At 68.3% G+C, this 21,161-nt stretch carries 22 protein-coding genes; 4 read left to right on the top strand and 18 right to left on the bottom strand.

Annotated features, from left to right (window positions below):
* Positions 1-32: 32 nt before the first annotated feature.
* The 6 genes from C507_RS0105360 to C507_RS0105385 form a co-directional block, all read right to left on the bottom strand.
* Positions 33-791, bottom strand: coding sequence for an ABC transporter ATP-binding protein (locus C507_RS0105360; RefSeq protein ID WP_018698638.1), 759 nt, complete (start codon positions 789-791; stop codon positions 33-35).
* Positions 784-1,539, bottom strand: a complete 756-nt coding sequence (locus C507_RS0105365) for an ABC transporter ATP-binding protein (RefSeq protein WP_018698639.1) — start codon at positions 1,537-1,539, stop codon at positions 784-786. Before C507_RS0105365 ends, C507_RS0105360 begins: the two co-directional genes overlap by 8 nt.
* Positions 1,536-2,492: a branched-chain amino acid ABC transporter permease gene (locus tag C507_RS0105370; RefSeq protein ID WP_018698640.1), complete on the bottom strand. Its 957-nt coding sequence runs from the start codon at positions 2,490-2,492 to the stop codon at positions 1,536-1,538. The genes C507_RS0105365 and C507_RS0105370 overlap by 4 nt, the downstream gene beginning before the upstream one ends.
* Positions 2,492-3,352: a branched-chain amino acid ABC transporter permease gene (locus C507_RS0105375; protein ID WP_018698641.1), complete on the bottom strand. Its 861-nt coding sequence runs from the start codon at positions 3,350-3,352 to the stop codon at positions 2,492-2,494. Before C507_RS0105375 ends, C507_RS0105370 begins: the two co-directional genes overlap by 1 nt.
* Before the next feature lie 139 nt (positions 3,353-3,491).
* The gene (locus C507_RS0105380) at positions 3,492-4,658 is read right to left on the bottom strand and encodes an ABC transporter substrate-binding protein (RefSeq protein WP_018698642.1); all 1,167 of its coding nucleotides are present in this window, start codon (positions 4,656-4,658) and stop codon (positions 3,492-3,494) included.
* A 273-nt stretch (positions 4,659-4,931) separates the two neighbouring features.
* Positions 4,932-6,401, bottom strand: a complete 1,470-nt coding sequence (locus C507_RS0105385; RefSeq protein ID WP_040400713.1) for an MFS transporter — start codon at positions 6,399-6,401, stop codon at positions 4,932-4,934.
* Positions 6,402-6,671: 270 nt separating this feature from the next.
* Between C507_RS0105385 and C507_RS0105390 the strand changes: the two genes are divergently transcribed.
* Entirely contained in the window at positions 6,672-7,520 is an 849-nt protein-coding gene (locus C507_RS0105390; RefSeq protein ID WP_018698644.1) for a universal stress protein, read from the top strand.
* Positions 7,521-7,912: 392 nt separating this feature from the next.
* Here the strand turns inward: C507_RS0105390 and C507_RS0105395 are convergent, their stop codons facing one another.
* The 8 genes from C507_RS0105395 to C507_RS0105430 all read right to left on the bottom strand — a co-directional run bounded on the left by C507_RS0105395 (position 7,913) and on the right by C507_RS0105430 (position 15,955).
* The gene (locus C507_RS0105395; protein ID WP_018698645.1) at positions 7,913-8,911 is read right to left on the bottom strand and encodes an Ldh family oxidoreductase; all 999 of its coding nucleotides are present in this window, start codon (positions 8,909-8,911) and stop codon (positions 7,913-7,915) included.
* The gene (locus C507_RS0105400; protein WP_018698646.1) at positions 8,908-9,843 is read right to left on the bottom strand and encodes a hydroxyacid dehydrogenase; all 936 of its coding nucleotides are present in this window, start codon (positions 9,841-9,843) and stop codon (positions 8,908-8,910) included. Before C507_RS0105400 ends, C507_RS0105395 begins: the two co-directional genes overlap by 4 nt.
* Positions 9,844-9,845: 2 nt before the next feature.
* Positions 9,846-11,015 (bottom strand): mandelate racemase/muconate lactonizing enzyme family protein, encoded by a 1,170-nt coding sequence (locus C507_RS0105405; RefSeq protein WP_018698647.1) that lies wholly within the window; start codon positions 11,013-11,015, stop codon positions 9,846-9,848.
* A 132-nt stretch (positions 11,016-11,147) separates the two neighbouring features.
* A complete protein-coding gene (locus C507_RS0105410; protein ID WP_018698648.1) occupies positions 11,148-11,621 on the bottom strand; it encodes a tripartite tricarboxylate transporter TctB family protein in 474 nt (157 codons plus the stop codon).
* A complete protein-coding gene (locus C507_RS0105415) occupies positions 11,611-13,113 on the bottom strand; it encodes a tripartite tricarboxylate transporter permease (protein WP_018698649.1) in 1,503 nt (500 codons plus the stop codon). Before C507_RS0105415 ends, C507_RS0105410 begins: the two co-directional genes overlap by 11 nt.
* Before the next feature lie 198 nt (positions 13,114-13,311).
* Entirely contained in the window at positions 13,312-14,274 is a 963-nt protein-coding gene (locus C507_RS0105420; protein WP_018698650.1) for a Bug family tripartite tricarboxylate transporter substrate binding protein, read from the bottom strand.
* Positions 14,275-14,473: 199 nt separating this feature from the next.
* Positions 14,474-15,655 carry a UxaA family hydrolase gene (locus C507_RS0105425; protein WP_018698651.1) on the bottom strand — a complete coding sequence of 394 codons (1,182 nt, stop codon included), beginning with the start codon at positions 15,653-15,655 and terminating at the stop codon, positions 14,474-14,476.
* Between the two features lie 12 nt (positions 15,656-15,667).
* On the bottom strand, positions 15,668-15,955 hold the full coding sequence (locus C507_RS0105430; protein WP_018698652.1) for a UxaA family hydrolase: 288 nt from the start codon (positions 15,953-15,955) through the stop codon (positions 15,668-15,670).
* Positions 15,956-16,054: 99 nt separating this feature from the next.
* Here C507_RS0105430 and C507_RS0105435 point away from each other — a divergent pair, with 99 nt between their 5' ends.
* The 3 genes from C507_RS0105435 (at position 16,055) to C507_RS20440 (ending at position 17,985) form a co-directional block, all read left to right on the top strand.
* The gene (locus tag C507_RS0105435) at positions 16,055-16,822 is read left to right on the top strand and encodes a GntR family transcriptional regulator (RefSeq protein WP_018698653.1); all 768 of its coding nucleotides are present in this window, start codon (positions 16,055-16,057) and stop codon (positions 16,820-16,822) included.
* 98 nt (positions 16,823-16,920) lie between these two features.
* A complete protein-coding gene (locus C507_RS0105440) occupies positions 16,921-17,352 on the top strand; it encodes an OsmC family protein (RefSeq protein ID WP_018698654.1) in 432 nt (143 codons plus the stop codon).
* Between the two features lie 195 nt (positions 17,353-17,547).
* On the top strand, positions 17,548-17,985 hold the full coding sequence (locus tag C507_RS20440; protein ID WP_018698655.1) for an RrF2 family transcriptional regulator: 438 nt from the start codon (positions 17,548-17,550) through the stop codon (positions 17,983-17,985).
* Here C507_RS20440 and C507_RS20445 read toward each other — a convergent pair.
* The 4 genes from C507_RS20445 to hemP are packed head-to-tail and all read right to left on the bottom strand — an operon-like array spanning position 17,934 to position 21,031.
* Positions 17,934-18,761 (bottom strand): heme ABC transporter ATP-binding protein, encoded by an 828-nt coding sequence (locus tag C507_RS20445; protein WP_018698656.1) that lies wholly within the window; start codon positions 18,759-18,761, stop codon positions 17,934-17,936. The two genes, C507_RS20440 and C507_RS20445, sit on opposite strands and share 52 nt — an antisense overlap.
* Positions 18,762-18,766: 5 nt before the next feature.
* Complete coding sequence (locus C507_RS0105455; protein ID WP_018698657.1) at positions 18,767-19,861, bottom strand: FecCD family ABC transporter permease; 1,095 nt, start codon at positions 19,859-19,861, stop codon at positions 18,767-18,769.
* A complete protein-coding gene (locus C507_RS0105460) occupies positions 19,858-20,823 on the bottom strand; it encodes a heme/hemin ABC transporter substrate-binding protein (RefSeq protein ID WP_156829169.1) in 966 nt (321 codons plus the stop codon). Before C507_RS0105460 ends, C507_RS0105455 begins: the two co-directional genes overlap by 4 nt.
* A 16-nt stretch (positions 20,824-20,839) precedes the next feature.
* Complete coding sequence (hemP, locus tag C507_RS23650) at positions 20,840-21,031, bottom strand: hemin uptake protein HemP (RefSeq protein WP_169508949.1); 192 nt, start codon at positions 21,029-21,031, stop codon at positions 20,840-20,842.
* Positions 21,032-21,161: the final 130 nt, after the last annotated feature.

Raw genomic sequence — 21,161 nt, forward strand, 5'->3', positions numbered from 1 at the left:
CACCGGGTCCGCGGACGGTCAGCACGAATTTTCTATGCGCCCTGCGCCCCGGCCGGCTCGGCCCCCTCCGGCTCGTCGCCGACCCCGAGCAGCCGGTCGAGCGTCTCGTGGTCGCCGGCCAGATCCTCCGAGCGGGCGGTGTGCACGACCTGGCCGCGCTCCAGGAACAGGGCGTTGGTCGAGAGCGTCAGCGCCACGATCGGGTGCTGCTCCACGACGATGCAGGTGAGGTTCTCCTCGCGCGACAGCGCCACCACGCGGCGCGAGAGATCCTCCACCACGATGGGCGCGAGGCCTTCCATCGGCTCGTCGAGCAAGAGGAGGCGCGGGTTGGTCATCAGGGCGCGGCCGATGGCCAGCATCTGCTGCTCGCCGCCGGAGAGCTGGTTGCCGTAGTTGCGGCGACGCTCGGCCAGGCGCGGAAACACCTCGTAGACGCGGGCAACCGTCCAGGGGCCACCGCCGCCAACGACGGTCAGGTGTTCCTCCACCGTGAGCGAGGGAAACACCTCGCGCTCCTGCGGCACCCAGCCGAGCCCGGCGCGCACCCGGGCGTGCGGCGACAGGCGCGTCACATCGCGGCCACCGAGATGGACGGATCCGCGCCTGAGCCGCGTGTTGCCCACGATGGTTTCCAGGAGCGTCGTCTTGCCGACGCCGTTGCGGCCGAGCACGGCAAGGCTCTCGCCCGGCGCGATCGACAGCGAAACGTCGTCGAGCACGATGCCGTCGCCGTAGCCGGCGGTGACGCCCTCGAGACGCAGAAGGTCAGCCGTCCCGGCACTAGACATGGGTGCTCCCCAGGTAGGCGGCGCGCACATCGTCGTTGCGGCGGATCTCGTCGGGCGTGCCTTCAGCCAGCACCGAGCCGGAGGTCAGCACCACGATGCGACGGGCGAAGCGGAACACGAGCTGCATGTCGTGCTCGATGAACAGCACGGAGATGTCGTCGGGCAGCGCATCGACCACCTCGAACACCTCGCGGCTCTCGCCAGCCGGAATGCCGGCGGCGGGCTCGTCGAGAAGCAGGATGCGCGGCTTGGCGGCCAGCGCCAGCGCGATCTCCAGAAGCCGCTGCTTGCCGTAGGCGAGCTCGCCGGTGGGCACCCGGGCGTGCTCGATCAGCCGAAGGCTCGACAGCAGCGCCTCCGCCTCGTCGCGCACGGCGGGAAAGCCGCCGAGGCGGCGCCACCAGATGCCGGCGAGATCGTCGCGCTCGGCGATGGCCAGCGACACCGCCTCCAGCGGCGTCAGCCCGGCGAACAGCGTGTTGATCTGGAAGGTGCGGGTCAGGCCGCGCTTAACCCGGGATCGGGTGTCCAGCCGGGTGACGTCCTCATCCCCTATGCGGATGGTGCCGGCGGTGGGCTTCAGCGTGCCTGTGAGGAGATTGACGAAGGTGGTCTTGCCGGCACCGTTCGGGCCGATGAGGGCGTGGCGGGCGCCGACCGGCAGGTCGAGGGTGACGTCGTTGACAGCGACGATGCCGCCGAACGCCACCGTCAGGCCGGCGACCGAGAGCGCGGGAGCGGCGGTCATGAGCGCTCGCTCCGCACCAGCCGCGACAGGCCGCCGAGGATGCCGCCCGAGCCGATCATGACGATGGCCATGAGGAACAGGCCGAGCCAGAACATCCAGAATTCCGGCGAGAGGTCGGCGAAGAAGTCGTGCACCACCATGTAGACGATGGCGCCGACGATGCCGCCATAGAGCCGGCCGGTGCCGCCGAGCACCAGGATGATGAGGACGGCCGCCGAGCGGTCGATGGACAGGGTGTCGAGGCCGACGAACTCGGTGGTTTGCGCAAGCAGCGCGCCTGCGACGCCGGCAATCGCCGCGGAGGCGGCATAGGCAAAGCGCAGCCGCCCCTCCACCGGCGAGCCGAGCGCGTACATGCGCTTGCGGTTGCCGTGGATGCCCTTCAGCGCCAGCCCGTAGGGCGACTGCAGCATCCGCCGCACCACGATGAACAGCGCCAGCACCACGACGAAGGTGTAGACGAAGGCCGTCTTGCCCCAGAGATCGAAGTCGAAGGCGCCGAGCACCGGCCACATGGAGATGCCCTGCAGCCCGTCGGAGCCGCCGGTGATCGGGGTGGCCTGGTTGGCGATCTCCACGACGATGGCGCCGACAGCGATGGTCACCATGAGCTGCGTGAGCTCGCCGGCGCGCACGATCATGACGCTGAGCGCGTAGGCGACGAGGCCGCAAAGCACGAAGGCGAGCGCCAGCCCGGTGAGCGGCTCCGCCCAGCCGGCCTTGGCCAGAAGCCCGGCGGCATAGGCGCCCATGCCGAAGAAGACGGCGTGGCCGAGGGTGAGGATGCCCGCATAGCCAAGCGCGATGTCGAGCGAGACGGCGAACAGCGCCGCGATCAGGATCTGCGTCAGCAGGTAGAGCCGGTCAGGGAAGACGAAGAAGCTGGCGGCCAGCGCGATCCAGAACAGGATTTCCAGGGCGAAGAGCCCGCGGCGGGGGAGCGTGAGGGGCATCAGCGCGCCCCCTTCTTCACGACCAGGCCGTTGGGCCGGGCGAGCAGCAGCGCCAGCATCAGGAGATAGATCAGGAAGCCGCCGGTCTGCGGCACGTAGTACTTGCCGGCCACGTCGCCGATCCCGACGATCAGCGCCGCCAGGAACGGCCCGGTGATGGTGCCCGCGCCGCCGACGCAGACGACCATCAGGAAGTAGACCATGTATTTCAGCGGAAAGATCGGGTTCAGCGTCAGCATGCCGAGGCTGAGCGCGCCGCCGAAGCCCGCCAGGCCGCAGCCGAGCGTGAAGGTTGCCAGGAACAGCCGGTCGACATTGATGCCGCAGCCGCGCGCGACGCGCTGGTTGTCCACCGCCGCGCGGATCATGGCGCCGAACCGGGTCCGGTCGAGGCCGAGCACCAGCGCCGCCACGACGATGACGCCGACCACGATGAGGAACAGCCGGTAGCGGGACAGCTCGGCGCCGAGGAAGGCGAAATTGCCTTCCAGGTACGGCGGAATGGAGAAGGGCTGCATCGTCGGGCCGAAGAAATAGGTGGCCGTGGCGATGGAGGCGAAGACGAGGCCGATGGTGAACAGCACCTGCTCCAGCGGATGCGAGCGGTAGAGCCGGCGTACGAACAGGACTTCCACCGCCGCGCCGCTGACCGCGCCGGCCACGAAGCCGGCCAGCAGGGCGGCCGGAAAGCCGAAGCCATAGGCGTTCATCACCACCGACGCCGCATAGCCGCCGGCCATGGCAAAGGCGCCGTGGGCCAGGTTGACGAAATTCATCAGGCCCATCGTCACCGACAGGCCGACACTGATCAGGAAGAGAAGCGCACCGAACGCCAGGCCGTCGAAGACGACAATTCCCATTCCAAGCGCCCTTCCTTCAAAAGCGAGTCCGTCGACACGATAAAAAGCACCGCATCGCGGCCTTCTGTTCTCAGTCCGGTCAGGCCGCTCGTCGCGGGCCGGACACCCGAAGGCATCCGGCCCGCGCCGGCCCCCTCACCTAGTCCTTGCCCGGATCGACCACCATCGGCATCGTCTCGAACTCGATGTTGTAGAGCCCCTCGCCGGTGTCCTTGGTCTCGCGGATGTAGATGTTCTGGACGATGTCGCGGTCCTCGGCGCTGATCTCGATGGGCCCGCGCGGGCTCTCGAAGGTCAGGCCGGTTAGAAGCTCCATGACCTTCTTGCCGTCGGAGACGTCGCCGCCGAGTTCCTCGGTCACGTGGTAGATCGCGGCGAGGCCGTCATAGGCGGCGACGCCCATGAAGTTCGGCCGCGGCGAGCCGCCGGAGACCTCGTCGTAGGCCTTTACGAAAGCCTTGTTCAGCTCGCTGTCGTGGGCGGCCGAATAGTGGGCGGCGGTGATCAGGCCGACGGCGTCCTCGCCCATGGAATCGAGCGAGTTGTCGTCTACCAGGTCGCTCGTGCCGAGCGCCACGATGCCATCGTCGTCGAGACCGCGCGCCCGGTAGGCCTTGAGCATGGTGTTGGCCAGCTCGCCGGACGGGAACCACATGAAGATGGCGTCCGGCTTGGCGTCCTTGATGCGCTGCATGTAGGGGCCGAAGTCGGGGCTGGAGAGCGGCACGCCGATCTCGCCGACGATCTCGCCGCCGCCCTCGGTGAAGATCTTGGTGAACTGGGCGTTCGCGTCCCGGCCCGGCGCGTAGTCGGCGTAAAGCGTGTAGACGGTCTTGATGTCCTCGCCGTTGGCCCACTTGGCGATGCCATAGGCATGCTGGGCCAGCGTCATGGACACCCGCGCGATGAAGGGCGACTTCGTCGGAATGGAGGACGTCGCGGCGTTGAAGATGATCAGCGGCGTTTCGGAATCGGTCGCCAGCGGTGCAGCCGCGAAGGCGTTCGGGCTGAAGCCGTAGCCGACCAGGAAATCCACCTTGTCGCGGACGATGAGTTCCTGGGTGAGGCGCTTGGCGACGTCCGGGTTGGGCCCGCCGCTGTCCTTGACGATGATCTCGACCTCGCGCCCGGCGACGCTGTCGCCGTTCTGCGCCATGTAGGTCTTCATGCCGTTCATCATCTGCAGGCCGTACTCGGCCTGGGCGCCCGACATCGGGGCCACGAAACCCAGCTTCAGCGGCTCCGCGGCGGCGGCCTGTCCGATGAAAAGCGCGCTCGCCAAGAGCGTTGCGGCCAGTCTTGCCATGTCCCGTTCTCCCCTCAAAACGGTGATGGATCCCTCGTCCGGGCGCAGGATAGGGCAGCAAATTTCGATATTGCAATGGAAATTCGGGCAATGCACGCACCGTTTGGGCGAGCTGCGCAAAGCTTGGAGGCTTCGCCCGAAAACTGGGCAGATCGTGGATCAAAACGAGGCTTGAGCGGCCACAGGCTGCGCCGGAACGCCACCCTCACCTGCGATTGAGCCGGCACCGCCCTGCCCGTTATTTCGATATTCTGAGCGGGATTCTCGACCCTGTCAGATGCGCCGCAGCGGCAGCGACCAGGCGAGATACATGGCGATGGCGCCGAAGCCGGCGATGCACAGGAAGGCGTTGCGGAAGGCGTCGTCGAGCCCTTCGCGGATCGCCGCCTGCTGATCGTGGGGCAGGCTGGCAAGCGCCTCGGGGCCGGCCTGAACGAGGCTGGAAAAGGCCGCCGCGGCCTCCGGGTTGGAGACCGCCATGGAGGAGAACAGCACCACGCCGACCAGCGCCGTCCCGACGGCCGCGCCCAGCGAGCGGGAGAACTGCACGGTGGCGGCGCCTGCGCCCAGCTGCTTGGCACCGGCCTCGAGCTGCACTGTGAGCTGCACCACGCCCATTACCGTCCCCATGGCGAGCGACAGGACGCCGAAGACGGCGGAGGTCTGGTTGGTGGTCAGGCTGGGCGCGGCAAAGGCGATGAAGACCAGAATGGCGACAGCCGCCGTCAGCCCGACCGAGGGGAAGATCGCGGTCATGCCGGTGCGGCCGACGATACGGCCCGTCACCATGGAGCCGAGGCCGATGCCGGCGGTCAGTGGCAGCAGCAGCAGGCCGGTCTCCGCGGCGGACGCCCCGTGCGCCACCCGGTAGAAGAAGGGCAGGTAGGTGATCATGGCGACCAGCATGCCGCCGTGGCACGCGGCCAGCGCATCGGAGCGCCAGATCGCGGGAGCGCCCATCAGCGGCAGTGGCAGAAGCGGCGACGACGCGCGGCGCTCGCGCCGGAAAAGCAGCACGATGGCCAGCAGGGCCAGGGCGAACAGGACCAGTTGCCAGACCCAGACGCCGAGCAGCACGTCCTGCACCTGCTCCAGCATGATAAGCACCGAGCTGATGAAGATGGAGAACCACAGGAGCCCCAGCCCGTCGAAGCGGAAGCGCTCGCCGGAGCCGGGCCGCCTGGGAAGCCTGAGCGCCAGCACAAAGGCGAGCACGCCAAGCGGCAGGTTGATGAGGAACACCGACTGCCAGCCGAAATGCTCGGTGAGAAAGCCGCCCGCGACCGGGCCGAAGGTGCTGGAACAGACCGCGACGGTGGCGATGTAGCCCTGATAGCGGGCCCGCTCGCGCGGCGTGACGGTCTCCCCAACCAGCGCCTGGGAAAGCGTCATCAGCCCGCCGCCGCCGAAGCCCTGCAGGATCCGGCCGAGGGTCAGCATCTCGATGGAGACGGACAGGCCGCACAGGAGCGAGGCGCCGAGATAGACGAACAGCGCCACGAACATCAGCCGCCGGCGGCCCAGCACGTCTCCCAGCCGGCCGTAGACGGGCGCGGCGATGGTCGCCGCCACCAGGTAGGAGACCACCACCCAGGACAGCCGGTCGACCTCGCCGAACGACGCGGCGATGGCCGGCAGCGCGGTGGCGACGATTGTCTGATCGACCACCGCCAGAAAGATCGGCAGAATGATGGATGGAAAGATTGCCAGAAAGGCCGAGCGCTGCCGCGGAGTCGTTTCCACGGGCGATTCGGGCTCGGAGGTGGACATCTGGCGGCAGGCTCTCACACTGGCAACGCGCGACGTGGCGTTGTCGCGCAGACGAGAGAAGGCGTCTTTAGGGTCTGGGTTCGATGAAGTCGAGGGCAGGCTCGGACCATGTTCGCGCCGCACACTACCACCGGCTGGCCGCGCGGGAGCCTCCGGTGTCCGGAAATCCGGGACACCGGCCGGTTCGGGAGTTTCCTTCGGGAGTAAAATGCTCTAGCGGCAATTGCGTTTCGGAGGGGTGAGATGAAAACAATCCTGGTGCCTGTCGAGCCGCATGACGGAAGCGGCCGGATCCTGTCGCTAGCCGCACAGCTTGCGGGCAAGCTCGACGCGGTGGTGACGGGCTTCGCGCTGCGCCGCCCGCAGATCGCCGCCATCGGCTGGGACCCGGCGAGCGTGGCCATCGTGACCGACCCGGAATGGGACGACCAGCGCTCCGACGCGGAGGCGCGCGCCCAATTCGAACGCATCATGACAGAGGCGGGACTGGGCACGGCGGAATCGGTGGACATACCGGCCCCGAAGGGGGCGCGCTTCCGCTGGCACTCCGACCCCGCCAGCGGCGACGAGTTTCTCGGCTCGTTCGGACGCGCCTTCGACCTCACCGTCGTCGGCCAGCCCACCGCCCGCGCCAGCGGCAGCTCCATCACCTCGCTGGAGGCCGCGCTCTTCGACAGTGGCGGGCCGATCATGGTGGCGCCGCAGAAGCCGGTGGAGAGCTTCGGCGCGTCGGTTGGCATCGTCTGGAACGGGTCGAGCGAGACGGCCCGCACCATCGCCTTCTCCAAGCCGCTGATCTGCCAGGCCAGCCGCGCCATCATTTTCGCCGACGACGGCGGCATGGGACTGCGCCCCGGCGGCGAGCAGATCCAGCGCCGGCTCGCCGAGAACGGCGTCGACGCCGAGCTGAAGCTGCTGCCGGACGGCAAGATCCGCTCCGGCGAGGTGATCCTGGCCGAGGCCAACGCCTTCGGCTGCGACATGCTGGTGAAGGGCGCCTACACCCAGAGCCGGCTCAGGCAGATGATCTTCGGCGGCGCCACGCGCTACCTGATCGCCGAATCGCCGGTACCGGTCTTCATGGCCCACTGAGGCAGAAGCGCCCTCCCTGCCGATCCGGCAAACCGGTGCCCACCGGAATTCGGGAAGCCAGCGCGCGACCGCGCGCCGCCCGGTCAGGGCGCCCACCCGGAGCCGGTGAGCGCAAGCGAACTCGGCGTGAGGGGAAAAAAGATTCCCCTACCGCGCAATCCCGGACGAAAGCCGGTTCCCACTTTTCCTGGGATTGCTCTTGCCAGCGCGCGACCGCGCGCCGCCCGGTCAGGGCGCGCCCGCGCAGCGGCGAACGAAGTGAGCTCGCGTGAGCGGAAAAGACTTTTCCCTACGCAATCCCGGACGGAAAACCGGTTCCCACTTTTCCTGGGATTGCTCTCTTTCAACGCAATCCCGGACGGAAAACCGGTTCCCACTTTTCCTGGGATTGCTCAGAGCGCTCCGAACTTCTCCAGCATGGCCGCGGGCAGAACGATGCCCTCGGCCCTGGCCTTCTCGCGGTTGGCGTAGCGCCGGCGCCCGGGCAACCGGGTGCCGTCCTGGGCCTCGATCAGGCCGGCGAGCGCCGCCATGCGGGCCGCGAATCCGTCGCCGCCGAACGCCTTCGGATCGAAGGCCAGGATCAGCTGGCCGGTGCCGGGAGGCGCCCCTTCGGCATCGAAGAAGCTGGTTGCCTCCGTGGCGAAGTTCGCCCCGGTCAGTCCGGCGGCCAGGATTTCCACCACCAGCGCCAGCGCCGCGCCCTTGGCGTCGCCCATGGCGACCATGGTGCCCTTGAGAGCGACCTCGGCATCGGTGGTCGGCTCTCCGTCCGGGCCGAGCGCCCAGCCTTCCGGGATCGGCGCGCCTTCCTGCTTGGCCTTCATGATGTTGCCTCGCGCCACCTTCGACAGCGACAGGTCGACGACCATGGGCAGGCCGCCGGCCGCCGGCGTGGCGAAGGCGATCGGGTTGGTCCCGAACACGGCCTTCGAGCCGCCCCAGGGCGCGATGGCTTCCGGCGTGTTGGCGAAGAGCAGCGCCACGAGCCCCTTTTCCGCCAGGCGCTCCACGTGGTGCCCCGCCGCGCCGCAATGGTGCGAGCGGCGCACCCCGGCAGCGGCCACACCCGTCACCGGCGCAAGGCCGGCGAGGCCGTCGACGGCAAGATCGATGGCCGGATAGGCGAAGCCGTTGGCCCCGTCGATGGCCAGGGCCGCGCTGGCACGACGGGCCACCGAGGGCGTGGCGAAGCCGTCGACCTTCCCCGACGCCGCCTGCGCGGCATAGGAGTCGAGCCGCGACAGGCCGTGGCCCTTCAGGCCGTCGGCCTCGGCCAGCACCAGCGCCTCGGCCACCCGGCGGGCGTTGGGCGCGCTGGTGTTGCTGGCTTCCAGCACGCGGGCGACGTAGGCGACCGCTTCGTCGAAGGATACGGTCTGACCGCTCATCGACGGGCCTCCAGCGCTTTGAGGACGTTCTCGGCGGTGAGCCGGCTGACGCGGTCGTTGGCCTCGTCGGTCAGCCCGCCGATGTGCGGGGTGAGGATCAGGTTGGGGCAGTCCGCGAAGACAGCACCCTTCTCCGCGTCCAGCGGCTCGCCGGCAAAGACGTCGATGGCGGCGCCGCCCAGCGTTCCGGCCTTCAGCGCCGCCACCAGCGCCGGCTCGTCGATGATGCCGCCGCGGGCGGTGTTGATGAGGATGGCGGTGTCCTTCATCGCGGCGATGGTCTCGGCGCCGAAGAGGTTGCGGGTGGCGTCGGTGAGCGGCACGTGCAGCGAGATGACGTCGGCTTCCGCCGCCAGCCGGTCGATGTCGGTGACCTGCTCGACCCCCTTCCAGATCGGATCGCCCGCTTCCACGAACGGGTCGTAGGCGGAGATCGCCATGCCGAAGGCACGGGCGCGGGTGGCGACCTCGCGGGCGATGCCGCCGAAGCCGACGAGGCCGAGGCGCCGGCCGTGCAGTTCGCCTCCGGTGAGCTCGGCCCGCGGGAATTCACCGGCCACCAGGCGCTGGGAGGACAGGTAAGCGCCGCGCACCAGCACCAAAGCGGTGGCGATGACGTACTCGGCGACGGCAATGGCGTTGGCACCGGTGGCCGGGAACACCGTCACGCCACGCGCCTCGCAGGCCGCCGTGTCGATATTGTCGAGCCCAACCCCGAGACGGCCGACGGCCTCCAGCTTCGGCGCGGCGGCAAGCAGCGCCGCGTTCACCTGCGTGCGGTTGCGCACGATGATGGCGCGAGCATCCGCAATGAGGCCCGGCAGTTCGCCCTGGCGGTCGGCGAGAGAGGGATCGTGGTAGACCGAATAGCGGGACCGCAACAGGTCCACGGCCGTTTCGTCCATGAATTCGGTGATGAGGACGTCGGCCATGGTCAGTCGAGCTCCAGTATCTCGCGAAGATGGGCGTGAAGGACCTGCTTCAGCTCGACGCCGAGGCCCGGCGTGTCATGCAGGGTCGCACGGCCGTCGCGGATGACGCAGTCGTCGGCGAATCCGCCGAACGGGTGGAAGACACCGGGATAGGACTCCGACCCGCCGAGGCCAAGCCCCGCCGCCATATTAAGGGCCAGCTGGTGGCCGCCATGCGGGATGAAGCGGCGCCGCGACCAGCCCATCTGGTCCACCACCGCGAGCACGTTCAGATATTCCGTCAGTCCGTAGGAGAGCGCCGGATCGAGCTGGATCCAGTCGCGATCGGGCCGCATGCCGCCATAGCGCAGCAGGTTGCGCAGATCCTGGTGGGAGAACAGATTCTCGCCGGTGGCGATGGGGCCGGGATAGAGCTCGGAAACGGCGGCGTTCAGGGCATAGTCGAGGGGATCGCCGATCTCCTCGTACCAGAACAGCTCGAACGGGGTGATCGCCTTGGCATAGGCAAGCCCGGTCTCCAGGTCGAAGCGGCCGTTGGCGTCGACGGCCAGGTTGTGGCCGCCGCCAACCACCTTGAGCACCGCCTCGATGCGCGCCACGTCGTCCTTCAGCGGCGCGCCGCCAATCTTCATCTTCACGACGGAGTAGCCGTCGTCCTGGTAGCCGCGCATCTCGTCCTGGAGCGCGTCGAGCCCCTTGCCCGGGTAGTAGTAGCCGCCGCCGGGATAGACCATCACCGTCTCGTCGGCCCGGCCGCCGGAATAGCGCTCCGACAGCAGCTTCCAGAGCGGCTGGCCGGCGGCTTTCGCCGTGGCGTCCCAGATCGCCATGTCCAGCGCGCCCATGGCGACGGCCCGGTCACCGTGGCCGCCGGGCTTCTCGTTGGTGAGCGCCGCCTTCGACACGGCGACGGGGTCGAGGATGCCGTCGGCGTCGAGCAGGCTGTCGGGATCGGCCTCCATGATCCGCGGGATCAGCCGTTCGCGCAGAATGCCGCCCTGGGCGTAGCGCCCGTTGGAGGAGAAGCCGAAGCCCACCAGCGGCTTGCCGTCGAGCATCTGGTCGGTGACGACCGCGACGACGCTGACCGTCATCTTGGAGAAGTTGATGTAGGCGTTGGCGATGTCGGACTCGATGGACGCCGAGCGCTCGCGGATGTCGAGGATGCGCATGGAGGTTCCTGTATCGGGTTGGAGCACGGACGCGCGATGGCAGCCAGTACCACGCGCTCCGCGGTCGGGGCCGAGGAGAGGGAGCGGGAGGCGGCGAGCCCAGGGGCCCGGGCCGTCATCCCGCTCCGGGGATCAGAACAGGCGGCCTTTCGGCAGCGGCACCAGCAGGCCGTACCGGAACAGCGCGAAGAAGCCGAGAACGATAGCGATACCAACGATCGGGTAGAGGATCGCCCGCTGCCGGGTCCATGGGTCGTGCATCGCCACCAGGATGAGGCAGAGGAAGGCGATGATCCCGGAGGCGATGAAGCCGATCCACGGCATGGCCGCCACCGACAGGAGCATCACCGCGACCAGGGCCACGCGCCGGGGCGTGGTGCCGGGATTGCGCTCCTCTGCCGGCGGCCGGCGCAGGAACGCGTAGACGATGTAGCCGAGCGAGGAGAGGATCAGCGCGATCGCGACGGTCCTCGGGAACACCGCGGAATCGATGTCCGCGTAGCCGGCGGTATCGTAGAGCGCGATGGCGCCGATGACGACCAGGGCGAAGGCGGCAACGACACCGCCGACATCGCGGCTCTCGGTGGAACGGGCATCAATCTGCATTGGGCATCCTCCGCGCACGCATACGGGCCTGGATGACGGGCAGGAACAGCGACACCAGGGTGAACAGGATGATGGCGATGGAGATCGGCCGGCCGAAGAACATGCCGGGCAGATCGCCGATGGCCGAGCCGATGGTCCAGGCCTGCACGAAGCCCTGTTCCGCGATCGGGCCGAGGATGATCCCCAGCACGATGGGCGAGGCCGCGATGCCGACCCGGGCCAGAACCCAGCCGACCGCGCCGAGCGAGATCATGATGATCACGTCGGAGACGGAGTTGCGGATGGCGTAGGAGCCGATGATCGTCATGAAGGCCACCGACGGCACCAGCAGCGCCTTCGGCAGGGTCACGACGGTCTTGTAGGCATAGCGGCCGATCAGCAGGCCGACCGGCAGCATCAGAAGCGTCGCCAGGAACAGGCCGTAGATGAAGGTGTAGACGATGGAGCCCTGGGACTCGAAGAGCTGGGGCCCGGTCCGCACCCCCTGCACCAGCAGCGCCCCGAGGATGATGGCGTCCGGCGGCGTGCCGGGAATGCCGAGAACCAGGGTCGGGATCAGCCCGCCGCCCACCGTGGCGTTGTTGGCGGATTCCGTCGCGATGACGCCGCCCGGCTCGCCGCTGCCATATTTCTGGCCCTGGCGGGCCGCCCGCCGCGCTTCGGCATAGGCGACGAGGCCGGCCACCGAGCCACCGGCGCCCGGCAGGATGCCCACCACGGTGCCGATGATCGACGAGCGCACCACGTTGATCTTCTCGCGCCAGACGATGGGCACGGCCTCCGACAGCCGGAAGCCGCGCTGCTCCGCTTCGACCTTGAGGTGACGGTCGGGCGTGGCGACGAGATCGATCAGCACGGGGATGCAGTAGAGGCCGATCAGGGCGGAAACCACCTCGATGCCGCCGATCATGGTCTGGCTTCCGAAGGTCAGACGCACGTCGGCGCTGATCTCGGCGACGCCGACACAGGACAGGAGCAGGCCGAGCGAGGCGCCCATGAGCCCCTTGGCGAGTGCGCCCTCAGACAGGGCCGCGATCAGCGACAGGCCGAAGATGGCGAGCCAGAAATACTCAACCGGTCCGAATGCCAGCGCGACCTCGGACAGCGGCGGCGACAGGGTGAGCAGGAAGAATGCGCCCACCAGGCCGCCGACGACGCTGCCCAGGCAGGCGATGGTGACGGCCAGGTCGCCGTCGCCGCGCTTGGCCATCGGGTAGCCGTCGAAGGTGGTGCCGATCGCCGAGGGCGTACCGGGGGTGTTGAGCAGGATCGCCGAGTAGGCGCCGCCATAGATGGCGCCGGTGTAGATCGCGCCCAGGAGAATGAGCGCCGACGCCGGATCCATCGTGAAGGTCAGCGGCACGAGAACCGCCACGGCCATGGTGGCCGTCAGTCCCGGGATCGATCCGATGATCGTCCCGGCCGCGACGCCGCCCAGCGCCAGAAGGACGTTGAGGGGCGTCAGTGCCTGCGCCAGGTGCTCTCCGAGCATCGCGGCCTCATCGCTTTGTCGAACCGCCGGCAGGCGGCAAGGCCCGCGCGGTTATGACGGAGACTATCGATCGACTGTGAGAAAGGGCAGCGGGGATCCGGCCGGCGAAGGCCGAGTGGGCACGCAGGCCGGGCCCGCAGGTTCCGGCGGCACGCAAGCGCCGCCGGCAAACCGTTTCAAGCGTTCGGCAGAGCCGTCCTACTTGACGATGCCGGCCGACTTGGCGGCCTTCAGGTACTCGGCCTTGCGCTTCTCCATGAAGGCCGGGACCTCGTCGTAGGGCACGTCGATCAGTGCGAAGCCGCCGTCGAGCATCTGCTTCTTGAACTTCTCGTCGGCGTTGATCGATCCGACGATGTCCGACCACTTCTGGCGCAGCTCTTCCGGGGTGTCCTTCGGAACCGCGATGCCGCGATAGGCGCCACCGACCAGGTCGAAACCGAGTTCCTTGAAGGTCGGCACGTCCGGGAAGGCCGGATGACGCTCGTCCATGGCCACGGCGAGCATGCGCACCTTGTCGCCCTGCTGGGCGCCGACGGTGGTGTAGCCCCACTCGGCCAAGACCTGGTTGCCCAGCAGCGCGGTCACCGCGGCACCGGTGCCCTTGAACGGCACGTAGGTGGTCTTGATGTCGGCCATCTCGTCGAAGCGGATCGAGGCGAGGTGGTTGGCCGTGCCCTTGCCGGAGCCGGACATGGTGACCTTGCCCGGGTTCTCCTTGGCGTAGTCGATCAGGTCCTGCAGGGACTGGAAGTCGCTGTCGGCCGGCACGACGATGGCGTCCGGCGTGTAGTGGAACCAGTAGATGCCGGTCACGTCGTCGGTGGTGTAGCCGACGTCCTTGGTGGCCGGCTGGATCACGATGTGCGGCAGGTTGATGCCCATCACCGTGTAGCCGTCGCCATCGGAGGAATTGAGCTGCGACCAGCCCACGGCACCGCCGCCGCCGGGCTTGTAGGAGATGACCATGTCCTGGCCGTACTTCTCCTTGAAGTAGGGCTGCTGGAGACGGGCGGAAATATCGGACTCGCCACCCGGGCCGAACGGGATCACGTAGTCGACGGACTTGTCGGGGAAGTCCTGCGCCTGAGCCACGCTCGCGGCACCGGCGGTGAAGGCCAGCGCAAGGCCGGCCGCGATCAGGCGATGACAGTTCTTCATCTCGGGTCCTCCCAAAGACTATGGAAACGCAGTCGTTCTTATCGCGCGCCCGTCGGTCTTGCGCCGAAGGGCATGCCTTTGTTGCCCCGTTCTGGGGAATTTGATTGTCGCGGTCTTCTCTTGCGGAAGAAACCGCTAATTTCCGGACGGCTGTCGTGAGAACGCCCGGGCCGTCGCCGGCCCGGGCGGATGGTCTGGATCAGGCGCTACGGTAGAGCTTCGTCATGACGAACTCGCGGTGGCCGAGGGCCTCCGCCGCCGTGGCGCGGCCGTTGGCCGTGCGCACCACCGTGTCGATGAGGGCATCGCCCGCATCGGAGATGGTCATGTCGCGGCGCAGGATGCCGGACACGTCGACGTCGACATGCTCGGACATGGTGCGCACCGTGCGCGGGTTGGCGGTGATCTTCACCACCGGCACGATCGGGTTGCCGATGACGTTGCCCTGGCCGGTCGGGAAGGTGTGCACCACGTAGCCGGCGGCGCCCATCAGGGTCACGCACTCGGCCGCGGCCGAGGACGTGTCCATGAAGTAGAGGCCGGCACCCTTGGCCGGGGCCTCGGCAGGCTCGAGCACGTCGATATAGGAGCACTCGCGGCCGATCTTCTCCAGGTTGCCGAGGGCCTTTTCCTCGATGGTCGTCAGACCACCCTCGATGTTGCCCTTGGTCGGCTGGGATTCCGACAGGTCGCTCGTCTTGAACGGCTCGATCACCTCGTCCATGTAGGCCTGCCAGGTGGCCTTGAACTTCTTCGCCGCTTCCGGATTGGCCGCGCGCGCCTCGCAGAGATGCTCGGCGCCGGTGAGCTCGGAGGTCTCGCCGAAGCAGCCGTAGATGCCGTGCGGGATGAGCTTGTCGTACATGTTGCCGACGGTCGGGCAGGAGCCGAGACCCGTCGTCGTGTCCGACTCGCCGCACTTGGTGGAGACCCAGAGATCGGAGATCGGGCACTCCTCGCGCTGGCGCTCGGTCGCCCAGTGGACGAACTCCTTGGCGGCGCGCGAGGCGTCCATGATGGTCTTCAGGTCGCCGTTCTGCTCGATGGAGAACGCCGCCACCGGCTTGCCGGTCTTGGCGATGCCGTCGGCGATGACCTGGGTCCAGCCCGGCTCGATGCCGATGACCACCACGGCGGCCACGTTTGGGTTGGCGCCCGTGCCGATCATGGTGCGGAAATGCAGCTCGAGGTCCTCGCCGAACTGCAGCCGGCCATAGGCGTGCGGCAGGGCCATCGTGCCCTTGATGTTGTTCGCAACCGCCTCGCAGGCGGCGTTCGAGATGTCGTCCACCGGCAGGATCACGACGTGATTGCGGACGCCGACGCGTCCGTTCTCGCGACGATAGCCGAGGAAAGTCTGGTCGCCGTAAGCGTTAGCCATGGTCTCGCCTCCCTACCAGCGCTTGGTCTTGAGGTTGTGGACATGGACGTGACCGCCCTCCTCCACGTCCTGGATGAACTTGCCGATGTCCTGACCGTACTTGATCGCGGTGTCGCCGGCCTTGATCGCCTTGAGCGCGATCTTGTGCCCGATCGGCACGTCGTTCTTCGACGTCAGGTGGAAATCCGAATTGTCCTCGGTGACGACACACAGCATGTCGGTGCCGGCCTTGAGGTCCTCGACGACGACGACCCCCACATTGTCGGCCTTGTCATGCACCAGGAGGTGCGGAGCGCTCATGTCGTTTCAACTCCCGCTAATATGATCTATGGTTTCGGACAGGTCTTATATAAGACATAAGATACGAGAGCGAATGTCAACGCCGAAGAGGAGCCGGGCATGAAAGGGGCGGAACACGCGGGGATCACGCCCCAGCTAATCGCCGATCCGGAAGGGTCGCCGGGCTTCCGGCCGCTCTACAAGCAGGTGCGCGACCTGCTTACCCGGCGCCTCGCCGACGGCTTCTGGGCGCCCGGCGCGATGCTGCCCAGCGAGCAGGAGCTGGCCGCCACGCTGTCCGTCAGCCAGGGCACCGTGCGCAAGGCGCTGGACGCGATGGCGGCGGAGAATCTCATCGTGCGCCGGCAGGGGCGCGGCACCTTCGTCGCCCAGCAGGACGACGAGCGCGTGCTGTTCCACTTCTTTCGGATGACCGGCGACGACGGCAGCCACGTCTTTCCCGAGAGCGAGGTGGAATCGGTCCGGCCGGGCACTGCCGGCACCGCCGAGGCGGAGGCGTTGGGGCTGGATCCCGATACGCCTGTGCTGCGCATCCTGCGCACGCGGAGCCTCGGAGGACGACCGGTGATCGCGGAGTGCCTGACGCTGCCGGCCCGGCTCTTTCCGGGCCTGGAGGACCGGCGCGACCTGCCCAACAACCTCTACGGCCTGTTCGCAGACCAGTACGGCATCAGCATCGCGCGCGCCTCGGAGCGGCTGAAGGCGGTCGGTGCCGACCGGGACGCCGCCCGGCGGCTTGAGCTTTCCGAGGGTGCGCCGCTCTTGGCCATCGAGCGCACCGCCTTTTCTGTGATGGGCGACCCGGTGGAATGGCGCCTCAGCCTGTGTGCCACCGAGGGCTTCCACTATGTCTCGGAGATGCGGTGACGGGCTCGTGCGGCGCGCGCCCCATTGAAGGCGCGGCAACGGACGTCATCTACGGCGTGCAGGGGCATCCCCCGCCCCATGACCAGAAAGGCACTTCCATGACGATCAATCGTACCGGTTCCGCCGTTTGGTCCGGCGGCCTCAAGGATGGCCGCGGCACGATTTCCACCGAGAGCGGCGCGCTCAGCGACCAGCCTTACGGGTTCAACACCCGCTTCGAGGGCAGCCCCGGCACCAACCCGGAGGAGCTCCTGGGCGCGTCCCACGCGGGCTGCTTCACCATGGCGCTGTCGCTGGTGCTCGGCGAGGCGGGCCTGACCGCCGACGAGATGAAGACCACGGCCAAGGTCTCGCTCGACCAGGTCGACGGCGGCTTCGCCATCACCAAGGTGCACCTCACCCTGACGGCGCGGGTCCCCGGCACGGACGACGAGACCTTCCAGAAGCTCGCGACCACCGCGAAGGAGAACTGTCCGCTCTCCAAGGTGATCGACGCCGAGATCACCCTCGACGCGACCCTGGAGGGCTGAGCCCAGGGCGCCCGGAAGCCCCGCCGCGGCCGGCTCGGGCCGCGGCGGTTCCGAGCCATCCCCGCGTGGGCAGCGTTGCCGGATCGCACCGATCCGTCTTTTGTGATCGGCCGTCGGAGCCCTCTGGGCGCTGCGTTATCGACCCGACACAAGACTTCGACTAGACTCGATGATGCGACACGCGCGAAGGCTCAGATGCGACTTTCCCAACAAACCAACAATGCGATTCGCATTCTCGTCTGGTGCGGCCGCCACCATCCCGACCTCACTCCGATCCCGGAGATCGCGAGTCTGGCCGGGATTCCGGAGGCGTACGCCTTCAAGCTCGTGAACATGCTCACGAAAACCGATCTCGTGATCACCGCCCGCGGCCGCAGCGGCGGCGTGCGTCTGGCGCGGGATCCGGCGGAGATCTCCATCGGCGCGGCAGTCCGCGCCCTCGAATCATTCGAGACCCGCGACACCAGTTCCGATGGAATCATTCCGCTCATGGACGGTGCCTGGGAGGCGTTCCTGGCGCATCTGGACGGCCACTTCCTGTCCGATTTCATCGAGGGACAGGACGTGACGGTGGTCCAGCCTCACCCTCCCGAGGAAACCAAGGCGCGGTCCTCCAAGAGCACCGCCGTCTGAGGCAGGATGAACGGCACGGCCGTCGGCGGCACCGTTCCCGGCGACAGCACGACGCGGAACACATCCGCCAGCATCGCCTCCGTCACCACCTGCGCGGCCGTTCCATCGGCGTAGACCTGTCCCTCGCTGAGGATGACCAGCCGGTCCGCCCACGCGGCGGCGAGGTTGATGTCGTGTAGGATCGCGATCACCGTGCCGCCCCGCTCCGCATGAGCGGTGGCGACGTCGAGAATGGCGAGCTGATGGGCGAGATCCTGGCTGGCCGTCGGCTCGTCGAGGAACAGGTGCGGGGCCGGCCCCTGCTCCGCGCACGCCCACAGCTGGCACAGGACGCGCGCGAGCTGCGCCCGCTGCTTCTCGCCGCCCGACAGCGTGTCGAAGGTCGCATCGGCAAGCCGCTTCAGACCGACCACGGCGATGGCCCGCTCGACGATTCGCTCCTGCGAGGCGCGGTCGAGCGGAAAGGCCGGCACCGTGATGCCGAGGGCCGCCACCTCGCGCACCGTGAAGGGAAAGGTCAGCATCGACGATTGCGGCAGCACCGCCCGGCGGCGCGCCAGCCGGGCGCGCGGGATGCTCGCCAGCGGTTCCCCGTCGAACGCCACGTCGCCCGTGTCGGGCGTCATCTCACCCGTCATCACCTTGAGCAGGGTGGACTTACCCGCCCCGTTGGGTCCGAGGATGGCGATCCGCGCCCCCGGCTCCGCGCTCAGCGAGACATCTTGCAGAAGCCAGCGTCCGCCACGGCGGACCCCGATATCGGTCACGGTCAGCATGTCGCCTACCCCAGCCCGCCGCGGCGGCGCATCAGCAGCCACAGGAAGAACGGAGCGCCCATCAGGGCGGTGAGGATGCCGATCGGCAGTTCCGCCGGCGCGACGATGACGCGCGCGCCGACATCCGCCACCAGAAGCAACGCACCACCGAGGAGCGCACTGGCCGGCAGCACCACCCGGTGGTCCGGCCCGGTGATGAGGCGGATGATGTGTGGCACGACGATGCCGACGAAGCCGATCACGCCGGATACCGCCACCGCCGCCCCAACCGCGCAGGCGACGGCGAACATGGCGATCCGCTTGGCCGTCTCGATGGAGACGCCGAGATGGCCGGCTTCCGCCTCGCCCAGCAGGAACGCGTTCAGCACCCGCGACAGGTAGGGCAGCGCCACGAGACAGGCGAGGAAGAAGGGCAGCGTGCCGACGATCTTCGGCCAGGTCGCGCCACCGATGCTGCCGAGCATCCAGAAATTGAGGTCCCGCAGTTCCCGGTCGTCGCTGCCGAAAATGATGATACCGATGATCGCCGAGGCGATGGCGCCGAGCGCGATACCGGCCAGGAGCAATGTCGCGATGGAGGTGTACCCGGCACGCGTGGCGATCCGGTAGAGCACGACGGTGGCGACCAGGCCACCCACGAACGAACAGGCCGGCACCGCATAGGGTCCGAGAAGCTGCACCACGGGAGCGAGCAGGCCGTCGCCCAGCGCGATCACCGAGACCGCTGCCAGTGCAGAGCCGCTGGAGATGCCGATCAGGCCCGGATCGGCCAGCGGATTGCGGAACAGGCCCTGCATCACCGCGCCGGAGACGGCGAGCGCCGCGCCGACCAGAACGCCGAGCACGGTGCGTGGTAGGCGAATCTCGAGAAGCACCAGGCGCTCGCGAATCGCTGCCGGGTCGGCTGCTATGGCCGGATCGAACAGTCCCGCAATCACCCGCGGCAGCGCGTCGAGGCTGATGCCGGTCGCACCGATGGCCAGCGACAGGATGGCGGAAGCCGCCAGCAGCACCGCTGCAGCGCCGATCACCAGCGGCCGCGACGGTCGGACGGATCGCGATACGGCCTGGCGCATCGAACCGGTTGCGACCGCCGTCACGGCTGGACGCCCGCCTCGCCCGTGTCGAGACCGGGATAGAGGGTCTCGGCCAGGCGTGCGGCCGCCATCGGGGTGCGCGGACCGAACCCGAGAAGCAGCAGCCCGTCCATGGTCACAAGGGTGCCGGTCTCCGCCGCGGGCGTCAGGCGGAAGGCCGGTTCGGCCAGCACATCGCCGCTGCGGTGGGCGCCGGACTCCATCATGAGGAGGGCATCGGGCGCGGCTTCCAGCACCGCCTCGTCGCTCATCGGCTTGTAGCCTTCGAGAGAGGCCGCCGCGTTCTCCGCGCCGGCAAGCCGGATGATGGCATCGGCCGCGGTGTCCGTGCCGCCCACCATCGGCCGGCCGTTCTGCACCGACATCACGAAGAGGACCCGCTTCGGCTCGTCGACGGCGGCAACGGCGGTTTCCAGCGCCGCGAAGCGCGCCGTCACGGTTTCGGCGAGTTCGGCGGCCGCCGCCTCCGCGCAGACCACCTGCCCGATGCGGAGAATGCGGTCGGCAACGGCCTCGGGCGTCGCCTCGTCGGAGATGGTGACATAGGGCACCGAGGCCCGCTTCAGGACGTCGATGACGTTGGGCGGGCCGGCCCCTTCCGTCACGAGAAGCAGCGACGGCGACATGGACAGAACGCCCTCCGCCGACAAGGCCCGCATGTAGCCGACATTCGGCCTCTCGCGCAGCATCTCCGGCGGGTAGAGGCTGGTGGTATCCACCGCGACGATGCTGTCGTCGGCGCCGAGATCGTGCAGGATTTCCGTCACGGTCCCGCCGATGGAGACGATGCGGCTGGTGTCGAGACGCGCGTCCGGCGCGGAACACTCCGGCAGGCTCGCAACCTCGCCGGCCTGGGCCGGAGCCGCGACAAGCGCCGCGGCCAGGGCCGCGCCCGCCGCCAGGGCCATCATGCGCCGGGGATCCGGCTGCCGTCCCGCGCCGGGACCGGTCGGTCGATTGGTCATGTCCTCACCGCTGTCGCTATTTCGTCAGGATCAGGCGCCGACGCGCCGTGATGCGGAGCCGGTAGACGTCTCCGTCAAGTTCGATGCGGGCCTCTCCGCCCGGTCCGCAAATCTCCTCGACCCGCCAGCGAGGAGGGTCTCCGCGCCCTTCGGAGGGACTGGCCGGGACGCTTCGCGAATGACTGCCTTCGGACCTCTGGTCCGCCACTATGGAATCCTTCCAAGTTGTTGCAAACGCGACACATTTTTGGGTCAACGCAACCTGTGCGCCGCATGATTGTTGACTCGTTTAGTCCATATTCATACGGTCCGCAACGCGTAGCAGTTCGGAATCGCTC

The sequence above is a fragment of the Amorphus coralli DSM 19760 genome (assembly GCF_000374525.1).
GTDB lineage: Bacteria > Pseudomonadota > Alphaproteobacteria > Rhizobiales > Amorphaceae > Amorphus > Amorphus coralli.

Coding starts and splice junctions, on each gene's coding strand:
- C507_RS0105360 (WP_018698638.1), bottom strand. CDS start 791: ATGTCTAGTGCCGGGACGGCTGACCTTCTGCGTCTCGAGGGCGTCACC.
- C507_RS0105365 (WP_018698639.1), bottom strand. CDS start 1,539: ATGACCGCCGCTCCCGCGCTCTCGGTCGCCGGCCTGACGGTGGCGTTC.
- C507_RS0105370 (WP_018698640.1), bottom strand. CDS start 2,492: ATGCCCCTCACGCTCCCCCGCCGCGGGCTCTTCGCCCTGGAAATCCTG.
- C507_RS0105375 (WP_018698641.1), bottom strand. CDS start 3,352: ATGGGAATTGTCGTCTTCGACGGCCTGGCGTTCGGTGCGCTTCTCTTC.
- C507_RS0105380 (WP_018698642.1), bottom strand. CDS start 4,658: ATGGCAAGACTGGCCGCAACGCTCTTGGCGAGCGCGCTTTTCATCGGA.
- C507_RS0105390 (WP_018698644.1), top strand. CDS start 6,672: ATGAAAACAATCCTGGTGCCTGTCGAGCCGCATGACGGAAGCGGCCGG.
- C507_RS0105395 (WP_018698645.1), bottom strand. CDS start 8,911: ATGAGCGGTCAGACCGTATCCTTCGACGAAGCGGTCGCCTACGTCGCC.
- C507_RS0105400 (WP_018698646.1), bottom strand. CDS start 9,843: ATGGCCGACGTCCTCATCACCGAATTCATGGACGAAACGGCCGTGGAC.
- C507_RS0105405 (WP_018698647.1), bottom strand. CDS start 11,015: ATGCGCATCCTCGACATCCGCGAGCGCTCGGCGTCCATCGAGTCCGAC.
- C507_RS0105410 (WP_018698648.1), bottom strand. CDS start 11,621: ATGCAGATTGATGCCCGTTCCACCGAGAGCCGCGATGTCGGCGGTGTC.
- C507_RS0105415 (WP_018698649.1), bottom strand. CDS start 13,113: ATGCTCGGAGAGCACCTGGCGCAGGCACTGACGCCCCTCAACGTCCTT.
- C507_RS0105420 (WP_018698650.1), bottom strand. CDS start 14,274: ATGAAGAACTGTCATCGCCTGATCGCGGCCGGCCTTGCGCTGGCCTTC.
- C507_RS0105425 (WP_018698651.1), bottom strand. CDS start 15,655: ATGGCTAACGCTTACGGCGACCAGACTTTCCTCGGCTATCGTCGCGAG.
- C507_RS0105430 (WP_018698652.1), bottom strand. CDS start 15,955: ATGAGCGCTCCGCACCTCCTGGTGCATGACAAGGCCGACAATGTGGGG.
- C507_RS0105435 (WP_018698653.1), top strand. CDS start 16,055: ATGAAAGGGGCGGAACACGCGGGGATCACGCCCCAGCTAATCGCCGAT.
- C507_RS0105440 (WP_018698654.1), top strand. CDS start 16,921: ATGACGATCAATCGTACCGGTTCCGCCGTTTGGTCCGGCGGCCTCAAG.
- C507_RS20440 (WP_018698655.1), top strand. CDS start 17,548: ATGCGACTTTCCCAACAAACCAACAATGCGATTCGCATTCTCGTCTGG.
- C507_RS20445 (WP_018698656.1), bottom strand. CDS start 18,761: ATGCTGACCGTGACCGATATCGGGGTCCGCCGTGGCGGACGCTGGCTT.
- C507_RS0105460 (WP_156829169.1), bottom strand. CDS start 20,823: ATGACCAATCGACCGACCGGTCCCGGCGCGGGACGGCAGCCGGATCCC.